The sequence below is a fragment of the Rossellomorea sp. FM04394 genome (genome assembly GCF_041889765.1).
GTDB classification, from domain to species: Bacteria; Bacillota; Bacilli; order Bacillales; family Bacillaceae_B; genus Rossellomorea; species Rossellomorea aquimaris_B.
Map to the genome: position 1 here is coordinate 1 of NZ_CP168654.1, position 10000 is coordinate 10000.

Consider the following 10000-nt stretch of genomic DNA (forward strand, 5'->3'; position numbering starts at 1 on the left):
TTGGAGAATATCGGGGATCTTTGGAGCAAAGCCTTAGAAAGCATCGAAAAAAAGATAAGCAAACCGAGCTTTGACACTTGGTTAAAATCTACTAAGGCACATTCCATACAAGGGGACACTCTTGTCATTACAGCTCCAAATGAATTTGCGCGGGATTGGTTAGAAGGACGCTACTCTCAATTAATCTCCGGGGTTTTGTATGATATAACGGGCGAAGAATTGGTCGTGAAATTCATCATTCCTCAAAACCAGGAGCCGGAAGAGTTTGATATTCAATTACCGCCAAAGAAATCGATGAAAGACGATGATCAGCAGGATATCAATCAAAATATGCTGAACGCTAAATATACATTCGACACCTTTGTCATCGGTTCGGGCAACCGTTTCGCCCATGCTGCTTCTTTAGCTGTGGCTGAAGCGCCTGCTAAAGCCTATAATCCCTTGTTTATTTATGGTGGAGTGGGACTGGGTAAAACTCACTTAATGCATGCGATCGGACATTATGTACTGGAGCATAATCCTGCTGCTAAAGTGGTTTATCTATCCTCTGAGAAATTCACGAACGAATTCATTAACTCCATTCGAGACAATAAAGCAGTCGATTTCCGCAATAAGTACCGCAGCGTTGATGTTTTATTAATAGATGACATTCAATTTTTAGCAGGAAAAGAACAAACACAAGAGGAATTTTTCCATACTTTTAATACCTTACATGAAGAAAGCAAGCAGATTGTCATTTCCAGTGATCGGCCACCGAAAGAAATTCCGACACTCGAAGACAGACTCCGCTCTCGATTCGAATGGGGTCTTATTACAGACATAACACCGCCAGATCTCGAGACGAGAATTGCGATTTTACGAAAAAAAGCAAAGGCTGAAGGATTGGACATTCCAAATGAAGCCATGCTTTATATAGCCAATCAAATCGATTCAAATATTCGTGAGTTAGAGGGCGCTTTAATCCGGGTTGTTGCGTACTCTTCTCTTATAAATAAAGATATTAACGCTGATCTGGCAGCTGAAGCTTTGAAAGATATCATTCCGAGCTCAAAACCGCGGGTTATCACCATCCAGGAAATTCAACGTGTCGTTGGAGAGCACTTCAATGTGAAGCTGGAAGACTTTAAGGCCAAGAAACGAACAAAGTCCATTGCGTTTCCCCGACAGATCGCTATGTATCTATCCAGGGAAATGACGGATTCTTCACTTCCAAAGATCGGTGAAGAGTTCGGCGGCCGGGATCACACGACCGTCATTCATGCTCATGAGAAGATCAGTACATTACTCGGAGCAGATGCTCTTCTTCAGCAGCAACTGAAAGAAATTCGTGAGTCTTTGAAGAGTTAATCTTACACACAAAAAAACTGGATAATGTGAATAACTAAGACAAACTAGCACACAGTCTGTCCACATGTGGATAGGCTGTGTTTACGTTGAATTCACACACTTATCCACATATCAACAGGCCCTACTACTTCTGTTACTATTTTTTAAATAAATTATTAGTATATGATTCAGTCCATAAAATTATGTGCAAATTGGAGGAATAAATCATGAAATTTGTTATTCAAAGGGACTATCTTGTTCAAAGCGTCCAAGATGTCATGAAAGCAGTAACGTCAAGAACAACCATTCCCATTCTTACAGGAATAAAAATCATTGCTACTGAAGATGGCGTAACATTAACAGGTAGTGATTCAGATATTTCAATTGAATCTTTTATTCCGAATGAGGAAGAAGGTTCAGAAATTGTAGAGATCATGGAAACTGGAGGAATTGTTCTTCAAGCTAAGTTCTTTAGTGAAATCGTTAAGAAATTACCTAAAGATACAGTGGAAATTGAAGTTCAAAATCATTTCCAAACGGTTATTCGTTCGGGGCAGGCGGAATTTAATTTAAACGGTTTAGATCCGGAAGAGTACCCACATCTTCCTCAGATTGAAGAAGGAAACGGAATTAAAGTTTCAACCGATCTTCTAAAAACGATGATCAGACAAACCGTATTTGCAGTGTCCACCTCAGAAACACGCCCCATCTTGACAGGTGTAAACTGTCAGATTGAAAACGGGGAACTAAGCTGTATTGCAACAGATAGTCACAGACTTGCGATGAGAAAAGCGCCAATTGAAACAAATCATGATGCTTCATACAATATTGTGATTCCAGGGAAAAGCTTAAACGAGCTGAATAAAATCCTTGATGATACAGAAGAGCCTGTGGAAATCGTGATCACTGAAAATCAAGTGCTATTCAAAGCGAAGCACTTATTATTTTTCTCAAGATTATTAGAAGGGAATTATCCTGACACAAGCCGATTAATTCCTTCAGATACAAAAACAGAGCTAACACTGAATACGAAGGAATTTTTACAAGCGATAGACCGTGCGTCTTTACTTGCAAGAGAGGGAAGAAATAACGTCGTGAAGCTTTCCACTCTTGATGGCGGGATGATAGAGATCTCATCTAACACACCTGAAATCGGGAAAGTCATCGAGCAAGTACAAAGTCAATCCATTGAAGGAGAGGAATTGAAAATCTCCTTTAGTGCGAAATATATGATGGACGCGTTAAAAGCCATTGAAGGAACAGAAATCTATGTGAATTTCACCGGAGCTATGAGACCGTTCGTACTGAAACCACTTCATGATGATTCGATCCTTCAGTTGATTCTTCCAGTAAGAACGTATTAATGAATATACAAGAGCCGATGCCTTTACATGGGGGTATTGGCTCTTTTTCTACACTTTATCTGGTAATTGAAGGAATCCCTTTCGTCGATTTCTGCCAAAAACAGCGTCTGCTCAATGAAGAAACCAATGATAACAAGTGCAAATTGCTCTACGAGTCCTTGCTGATTTTTCGTTAGTTGTGACTTAACTCTATTTAGAGTAAAATAAGATATTAGAGACTTTATACGGAAAGTAGTGATTTTAGTGGCGAAAGAGATCACCATTGAAACGGAAATCATCACATTGGGACAATTCCTGAAGCTTGCTGAAGTAATTCAGTCCGGCGGGATGGCGAAATGGTTCTTAAGTGAATATGAGGTATACATAAATGGCGAACAAGACCAAAGAAGAGGCAGAAAACTCACAATTGGTGACACAATTGAAATTCCGGAAGTAGGAGTATTTGTGGTTGCTGGAGAATAATAAAGGGTGTTATTTCCATGTACATTGAACAATTAGAATTAAGAAACTATCGAAATTACGAATCAATCGACGTGAGTTTCGAAAATAAGGTGAACGTAATTCTTGGAGAGAATGCTCAAGGAAAGACCAATATTATGGAGTCTATCTATGTACTGGCAATGGCTAAATCCCACCGGACCTCAAATGATAAAGATTTAATCCGTTGGGACGAGGAATATGCTAAAATAAAAGGTAGGATTCAGAAATATAATGGTGCGTTACCATTGGAGCTTGTCCTGTCGAAAAAGGGAAAAAAAGCGAAAAGTAATCACCTTGAACAATCGAAACTAAGTCAATATGTCGGCAATATGAATGTTGTCATGTTTGCGCCTGAAGATCTCCATTTAGTTAAAGGGAGCCCTCAAGTAAGGCGTCGTTTTATTGATATGGAAATCGGTCAGGTTTCTCCTGTTTATTTACATGATATCAGCCTTTATCAGAAAATATTACAGCAACGGAACCATTATCTGAAACAATTGCAAACGAGAAAACAAAAAGACCAGACCATGCTGGATGTCTTGACGGAACAGTTCATTGAGATGGCTGTGAAAATTACGAAAAAGCGCTTTGAGTTCGTTCAGCTGTTAGAAAGTTGGGCAAAACCGATCCATTCCGGGATATCAAGGAACTTAGAAACCTTGGAAATCGTATATAAACCGTCTTTAGATGTATCAGATAATCAAGAATGGTCAAAAATGGTAGATATATATGAGCAGAAATTTGATGGTATCCGCGAGCGGGAAATTGATCGCGGTGTGACCCTGGTCGGGCCGCATCGGGACGATCTTCAATTTATTGTGAATGGAAGGGATGTTCAAACATTCGGATCGCAGGGGCAGCAACGGACAACAGCCCTCTCTGTGAAGCTTGCAGAAATCGAGCTGATTCACTCTGAAATTAAAGAATACCCCATCTTACTTCTGGATGATGTCTTATCTGAATTAGATGATTATCGTCAGTCCCACTTATTAAATACCATTCAGGGGAAAGTTCAAACCTTTGTCACCACGACAAACGTGGATGGTATTGATCATCAAACCTTAAACGAGGCGACTACGTTCGAAGTGGAAGCCGGATCAATGAAAAGATTGAAATGAGGTGTTACCTTGTACATACATGTTGGAGAAGATGTCATGGTACGTACAGATGAAATCATCGCAATTATTGATCGAGACACCGTTCAATTTTCAGAGGAAATTCAACATTTTCTAAAAACGAAAGATAAAAACCTTTGCAACCTCGCAAAGGGTTCATATAAATCTCTTGTTATCACGACCAATCAGTTGTATCTCTCACCACTGGCATCAAGTACGTTGAAGAAGCGATCAAAGAAATACTCAAACTACGAGAATTTATTATAGAAATATAAAGCCCTGAAGGTTAGAAAGTGTAGGTGAATCAGTATGGCTATGGAACAAAAACAAGGTCAATCCTATGATGAAAATCAGATTCAGGTTTTAGAAGGATTAGAGGCCGTTCGGAAAAGACCAGGTATGTATATTGGATCAACAAGCGGAAGAGGATTGCACCACTTGGTGTGGGAGATTGTTGATAACAGTATCGATGAAGCGTTAGCCGGTTACTGTAATGAAATCGAAGTCATCATCGAAGAGGATAACAGTATTACTGTTACAGATAATGGACGTGGTATCCCTGTCGGTATTCACGAAAAAATGGGACGTCCCGCCGTTGAAGTAATCATGACGGTCCTTCACGCGGGTGGTAAGTTCGGAGGCGGCGGATATAAAGTATCCGGAGGTCTTCACGGGGTTGGGGCATCAGTTGTAAATGCTCTTTCCACAGAACTTGAAGTCCATGTTCATCGTGATGGAAACATCTATTATCAAAAATTCGAAAAAGGTGTCCCAAGCTTTGATCTTAAGGTTATTGGAGAAACGGATAAAACGGGAACGATCATTCACTTCACTCCAGATCCTGAAATCTTTACTGAAACGACGGAATACGATTATGACACACTTGCAAACCGTATTCGTGAATTGGCGTTCTTAAACAGAGGGATCCAGATCAGTATTGAAGATAAGCGCGGAGAAGGGAAAAGAAGGGACTACCATTATGAAGGTGGAATCAAGTCCTACGTTGAGCACCTTAACCGTTCGAAGGAAGTCATTCATGAAGAACCGATCTACATTGAGGGTGAGAAAGATGATATCACCGTTGAAATCGCTCTTCAATACAATGACGGATTCGCAAGCAATCTTTATTCCTTCGCCAATAACATCCATACTCATGAAGGCGGGACCCATGAGTCCGGATTCAAAACGGCTCTAACAAGGGTCATTAACGACTATGCCCGAAAAAATAATGTGTTTAAAGAGAGCGATGCGAATCTTTCAGGGGAAGATGTTCGTGAAGGATTAACAGCGATTATCTCGATTAAACATCCTGATCCCCAATTCGAAGGTCAGACAAAAACAAAGCTCGGTAACTCAGAAGCAAGAACGATTACAGATTCCCTTTTCTCAGAGCATTTAGAAACGTTCTTACTTGAAAACCCGGTTGTCGCAAGAAAAGTCGTGGAAAAAGGACTAATGGCTGCACGTGCCCGTCTGGCTGCGAAAAAAGCAAGGGAGCTTACCCGTCGTAAGAGTGCCCTTGAGATCTCCAGCTTACCTGGTAAACTGGCAGACTGTTCTTCTAAAGACCCGAGCATCAGTGAAATCTACGTGGTTGAGGGTGACTCAGCCGGCGGATCTGCTAAACAAGGCCGGGATCGTCACTTCCAAGCCATCCTTCCTCTGCGTGGTAAAATCATCAACGTAGAAAAGGCACGTTTGGATAAGATCCTCTCAAATAACGAGGTTCGTGCGATCATCACAGCTCTCGGGACAGGGATTGGCGAAGACTTCAATCTGGCTAAAGCGAGATACCATAAAATCGTGATCATGACCGATGCAGACGTCGATGGCGCCCATATTCGCACGCTATTATTGACGTTCTTCTATCGCTACATGAGAAATATCATTGAAGCAGGATACATCTACATCGCACAACCACCTTTGTACAAAATACAACAAGGGAAGAAAATCGAGTATGCCTACAATGATAAAGAACTGGACCGCATCTTAGCAGAAATCTCCCCGACGCCTAAACCTGGAATCCAGCGTTACAAGGGTCTTGGAGAAATGAATCCTGAGCAGCTTTGGGAAACAACCATGGATCCGGAAACAAGAACCCTGCTGCAAGTAAGTCTTCAGGATGCAATCGAGGCTGATGAAACCTTTGATATCCTGATGGGTGACAAGGTAGAGCCGAGACGTAACTTCATCGAAGAAAACGCAGCTTACGTTAAGAATTTGGATATCTAAAATAAAATATAACAGGATAGACCTGCGTGCTATCCTGTCTTTTACATAGCGGACAAGGTAAAGAATGAGAAAGGTATAAATCTTTCTTTAAAAGGAGGTCCCTTTTACTATGGCAGAAACACCGAGATCGAATGTTAAAGAGATTAATATAAGTAGTGAAATGCGCTCGTCTTTCCTGGATTATGCGATGAGTGTCATCGTTTCCCGTGCACTCCCTGATGCCCGTGACGGCCTGAAACCCGTACATCGTCGTATTTTGTATGCGATGAATGACCTGGGGATGACTGCTGATAAAGCATACAAGAAATCAGCCCGTATCGTCGGTGAAGTAATCGGTAAGTATCACCCTCATGGTGACTCTGCTGTTTATGACACAATGGTGCGTATGGCACAGGATTTCAACTATCGCTATATGCTTGTAGACGGTCATGGTAACTTTGGTTCTGTCGATGGAGACGCAGCCGCGGCCATGCGTTACACAGAAGCACGTATGTCCAAGATCTCTATGGAACTCATTCGTGATATTAATAAAGATACAATTGATTATAAAGATAACTATGATGGTACCGAGAGAGAGCCGGAAGTATTACCTGCCCGTTTCCCTAACCTGTTAGTGAACGGTTCTTCAGGTATCGCTGTAGGGATGGCAACGAATATTCCACCTCATAATCTTGGAGAGGTCATCGATGGAATCCTTGCATTAAGTAAAGATCCCGACATTACGATTCAAGAGCTGATGGAATTCATCTATGGACCTGATTTCCCTACTGCGGGACTGATTGTAGGAAGAAGTGGGATCCGTCGCGCCTATGAAACAGGTAAAGGTTCCATCACCATGCGTGCCCGTGTGGAAATTGAACAAAAAAGCAACGGGAAAGAAACGATTATCGTTCATCAAATTCCTTATCAAGTAAATAAAGCGAGACTGATCGAGAAGATTGCCGATCTTGTTCGTGATAAGAAAATTGATGGCATCACAGATTTACGTGATGAATCGGACCGTAATGGTATGCGTATCGTAATTGAAGTAAGAAAAGATGCGAATGCGAATGTCTTGCTTAATAATCTATATAAGCAAACGGCTCTTCAAACAAGCTTCGGTATTAACCTTCTGGCACTTGTTGATGGGCAGCCTAAGGTATTGAATTTAAAAGAGTGTCTATATCATTACTTACAGCATCAACGCGTGGTCATTCGTCGTAGAACGGAATTCGAATTGCGCAAAGCAGAAGCAAGGGCCCATATCTTAGAAGGCTTACGAATCGCCTTAGATCATATTGATGAAATTATCGCCCTTATTCGCGGATCTCAAACAACAGAACTTGCGAAACAAGGATTGATGGAGAATTTCTCCCTTTCTGACAAGCAGGCTCAAGCGATCCTGGATATGCGACTTCAACGTTTAACCGGATTAGAACGAGAAAAAATTGAAGACGAGTATCAAGAACTTGTGAAGCAGATTACAGAATTGAAAGCGATCCTGGCAGATGATGAAAAAGTTCTTGAAATTATCCGTGAAGAGCTTATCGAAATCAAAGAACGCTTCAATGATGAGAGAAGATCAGAAATCGTAGCGGGTGGAATTGAGAATATTGAAGATGAAGACTTAATTCCAAGAGAAAATATTGTCGTATCCCTTACTCATAACGGATATATCAAGCGCCTGCCTGTATCGACCTATCGCAGTCAAAAGCGTGGAGGAAGAGGAATCCAGGGAATGGGTACCAATGATGAAGACTTTGTTGAACACTTACTGACAACGTCAACTCATGATACGATTCTTTTCTTTACAAACAAAGGAAAAGCATACCGTGCAAAGGGATATGAAATTCCTGAATTCAGCCGTACTGCTAAAGGACTTCCGATCATCAACCTGCTTGGGGTAGAAAAAGATGAGTGGATCAACGCCATGATTCGAGTGGAAGAATTCGTGGACGACTGGTACTTATTCTTCACTACGAAGCAAGGGATTTCAAAACGTACGCCAGTATCAGATTTCGCCAATATCCGTACGAACGGTCTCATCGCCATTAACCTTCGAGAAAACGATGAGCTCATTTCCGTCAAACTTACCGATGGAGAGAAAGATATGATCATCGGAACGAAAAAAGGTATGCTTATTCGTTTCCCTGAAACGGATGTTCGTTCAATGGGAAGAACAGCTACCGGGGTAAAAGGAATTAACCTGAGTGATGATGACATTGTTGTTGGAATGGAAATCCTGGAAGAGAAGAGTGATGTCTTAGTTGTAACGGTAAATGGTTACGGTAAACGTACTCCTGCCAGTGAATATAGAGTTCAAACACGTGGTGGTAAAGGATTAAAAACATGTAATGTGACGGAACGGAACGGAGAGCTTGTCTCTGTTAAAGCTGTTACGGGTGAAGAAGACTTAATGATTATCACAGCACATGGTGTCCTTATCCGTATGGACGTGAATGATATTTCCACTACAGGTCGTAACACTCAAGGCGTTAAGCTGATCCGTCTTCAAGAAAGTGAATTTGTTTCAACAGTTGCCAAAGTTGAGAAAGAAGATGAAGAAGAAACGGAAGCACCAGTTGAAACGGCTGAGGGAATTGAACAACCGGACAGCGAAGACCAAACAACCACTGAAGATGTAAGTGATGATACAGAACAATAACTAAACGGGTAAGCTATTTCCAGTAATGAAACCTTCATTCTGGAAATAGCTTATTTTTTTGAAAAAAATATCTATAAGCTGTCAAATTTGGTAAAATAAACTATAAAAATAAGGTTTGAGGTGAGGTGTCGATAGTTGAAGGTACATCGTGGAGAGGTACAATTGGGATCCATCGTAGCAGAAGATGTTATGGGAATGGCAGCGAGCCCTATCATTCCAAAGAATACAGTACTTGAAGAAGAGCATTTGAAAATCCTTCAAGCGTTTCATATAACTGAGCTCATAATAGAGAATGCAAAAGCGAATGGACGCCCACTCAGGACTTCACCCTCTGGTAATATGGAAATAGAACAAGAGGAAAAGGTGATGAATGAGCCAGTCGGTTTCTTTGATCTCTATTTAAAGACTATCAGGGAATATAAGAAAGAATTCATGAACTGGCAATCAGGGACTGCTGTGAATGTTGCAAGAGTGAGAGAATTAATACTCCCGCTTATTCAAATGGTTGAACGGAACCATACATATGTGCACTCTCTCCATCAATATTCAACGGAAAAAGATTATATTTATCATCATGCCATTTCAGTGGGGATCATTAGTGCCCTCCTAGGTAAGAAGTTAGGTTTGAATTCAGGTCAGGTGAACCAGCTGGCTTTAGCGGGTGCCCTGGCAGACTGTGGCATGGCCAAGGTAAGTCCCCACATATTAACGAAAGAACAACCTTTATCGGAGAGTGAATTTAAAGAAATAAAGCTTCACACAGCCAACGGATACAGGATGGTTAAAGATACGCCATTATTAAAAACAGAGACAAAACTGGCGATTTTCCAACATCATGA

General features: G+C 41.2%; 8 protein-coding genes (1 of these 8 cut by a window edge). All 8 read left to right on the forward strand.

The features are described 5' to 3' along the window. Window positions 1–1347: a chromosomal replication initiator protein DnaA gene (gene dnaA / locus ACCB35_RS00005; protein WP_299745599.1), complete on the forward strand. Its 1347-nt coding sequence runs from the start codon at window positions 1–3 to the stop codon at window positions 1345–1347. Window positions 1348–1553: 206 nt separating this feature from the next. Next, entirely contained in the window at window positions 1554–2690 is a 1137-nt protein-coding gene (gene dnaN, locus ACCB35_RS00010; RefSeq protein WP_044340279.1) for a DNA polymerase III subunit beta, read from the forward strand. 243 nt (window positions 2691–2933) lie between these two features. Continuing rightward, entirely contained in the window at window positions 2934–3152 is a 219-nt protein-coding gene (gene yaaA / locus ACCB35_RS00015; protein WP_044340280.1) for a S4 domain-containing protein YaaA, read from the forward strand. Window positions 3153–3169: 17 nt separating this feature from the next. After that, the gene (gene recF / locus ACCB35_RS00020) at window positions 3170–4288 is read left to right on the forward strand and encodes a DNA replication/repair protein RecF (protein ID WP_044340281.1); all 1119 of its coding nucleotides are present in this window, start codon (window positions 3170–3172) and stop codon (window positions 4286–4288) included. Window positions 4289–4297: 9 nt separating this feature from the next. Continuing rightward, a complete protein-coding gene (gene remB, locus ACCB35_RS00025; RefSeq protein WP_374055344.1) occupies window positions 4298–4552 on the forward strand; it encodes an extracellular matrix regulator RemB in 255 nt (84 codons plus the stop codon). A gap of 48 nt (window positions 4553–4600) precedes the next feature. Further along, window positions 4601–6517 (forward strand): DNA topoisomerase (ATP-hydrolyzing) subunit B, encoded by a 1917-nt coding sequence (gene gyrB, locus ACCB35_RS00030; RefSeq protein WP_374057090.1) that lies wholly within the window; start codon window positions 4601–4603, stop codon window positions 6515–6517. Window positions 6518–6626: 109 nt separating this feature from the next. Further along, window positions 6627–9161, forward strand: a complete 2535-nt coding sequence (gene gyrA, locus ACCB35_RS00035) for a DNA gyrase subunit A (RefSeq protein ID WP_374055345.1) — start codon at window positions 6627–6629, stop codon at window positions 9159–9161. 135 nt (window positions 9162–9296) lie between these two features. Further along, window positions 9297–10000, forward strand: partial view of an HD-GYP domain-containing protein gene (locus ACCB35_RS00040; protein ID WP_374055346.1) — the 5' portion only. The gene runs 406 nt beyond the window's last position; 704 of the gene's 1110 nt are visible here — the first part of the coding sequence; it begins with the start codon at window positions 9297–9299; its stop codon lies beyond the right edge, outside the window.

Excerpts from the sequence above, each read along its gene's own strand:
- dnaN (WP_044340279.1), top strand. The coding sequence starts at position 1,554 with ATGAAATTTGTTATTCAAAGGGACTATCTTGTTCAAAGCGTCCAAGAT.
- recF (WP_044340281.1), top strand. The coding sequence starts at position 3,170 with ATGTACATTGAACAATTAGAATTAAGAAACTATCGAAATTACGAATCA.
- gyrB (WP_374057090.1), top strand. The coding sequence starts at position 4,601 with ATGGAACAAAAACAAGGTCAATCCTATGATGAAAATCAGATTCAGGTT.
- gyrA (WP_374055345.1), top strand. The coding sequence starts at position 6,627 with ATGGCAGAAACACCGAGATCGAATGTTAAAGAGATTAATATAAGTAGT.